Source organism: Streptomyces sp. NPDC056160 (assembly GCF_042268205.1).
Classification (GTDB): Bacteria; Actinomycetota; Actinomycetes; order Streptomycetales; family Streptomycetaceae; genus Streptomyces.
This window is the reverse complement of sequence record NZ_JBHJUW010000348.1, coordinates 1-1,372: the sequence shown is the minus strand read 5'-3', so window position 1 is coordinate 1,372 and position 1,372 is coordinate 1. Positions and strand designations below refer to the sequence as shown.

Genomic DNA, 1,372 nt, shown 5'->3' with positions numbered 1-1,372 from the left:
TTGGTGATCAGAACGGCAAGAGCCGTGTAACGGGAGACTGTTACACACGGATCTGTGAGAGCCGAGGGGTGAGACTCCCCTCGGCTACTCGGCGGGTTTTGCCGCGGGCTCGCTGGCGGTCGTAATAGGTGCGGGAGGCCGGGTCGGCGTTCATGCAGGCGAAGGCGGAGAGGAACATGGCGCGTTTGAGCTGCCGGTTTCCGCCTCGGGGTGCGTGTTCGCCATGGATGGAGGTCCCGGACGACTTCGTGGTGGGGGCGAGGCCGGCGTAGGAGGCGAGGTGGGCGGCGGTGGGGAAGCTGGTGCCGTCGCCGACGGTGACCAGCAGGACTGCGGCGGTCCTGACGCCGACGCCGGGCATCGACGTCAGGACCGGGGAAAGAGGGTGAGCCTCCAGCAGGGCGCTGATCTGGGCTTCCAGGGCCCGGCGCTGGGTGTGGACGGTGGCCAGGGAGCTGGCCAAGGTCGGGATGACGATGTCGAGCGTGCCCGTGCCCGGGACCACGACGGTCTGCTCGTCGAGGGCGTCGAAGACGTCGTCGATCAGGCGTTGGGCCATGCGCGGGGCCTTGGGCCGGATCAGTTCGACGAGTCTGCGGCGGCCGGCCTTGCGCAGGGCTGCCGGGGATCCGTAGCGCTCCAGGAGCCAGGTGACGGCCTGGTGGTCGAGGCGGGGCCCGAGGACGCGCTCCAGCGACGGGTGGAACTGGGTGAGCAGGCCACGTATCCGGTTGCTGGTGCGGGTGGCCTCGGCGGCGAGGTCCTGGTCGAAGCCGACCAGCACGGTGAGCTCGGCGGTGATCTCGTCGGTCAGCTCCAGCGCGCGCAGGGTGTGCGGCATGGTGCGGGCCGCGTCCGCGATCACGGCGGCGTCCTTGGCGTCGGTCTTGGCCTCGCCCGGGTAGAGGTCGGCGATCCGGCGCATCGCGAGTCCGGGCAGGTAGGCGACCTGGCAGCCCGCGTCCCGGGCCACAGTCAGGGGCAGGGCGCCGATCGAGGCGGGCTGGTCCACGATCACCAGGACAGTGCCGAACTTCGCGATCAGCTTGTCGAACACGGCCCGCAGCTTCGGCTCGCTGTTGGGCATGGCCTTGTCGAAGACCTTCTTGCCTGCCGGGGTCAGCCCGTGCCCGTGATGGGCACTCTTGCCGACATCCATGCCGAGGAACACGCCCACGTCTTCGGTGTCGAACATAGTGCCCTTTCCCGGGGTGTTGGCGGTGCCGGCCTTGGCGTTGGTGTCGTACGCGCGCATCCACGTTATGCAGACCTGCCATCCGCGAGCTGTCCGGCATTGCGCCGGACCGGGTGGCGGCCGGACCTCTGATCAGCGTCTCCGACGGCACCTCCCGGGCCCGGTGACACCACCCCC

At 69.7% G+C, this 1,372-nt stretch carries 1 pseudogene; it reads right to left on the bottom strand.

Features of this window, described 5'->3' with window-relative positions:
* Positions 1-82: 82 nt before the first annotated feature.
* Positions 83-1,195 (bottom strand): annotated as a pseudogene (locus ACFC02_RS42650) (IS110 family transposase); the annotation flags it as partial.
* Between the last annotated feature and the right edge of the window lie 177 nt (positions 1,196-1,372).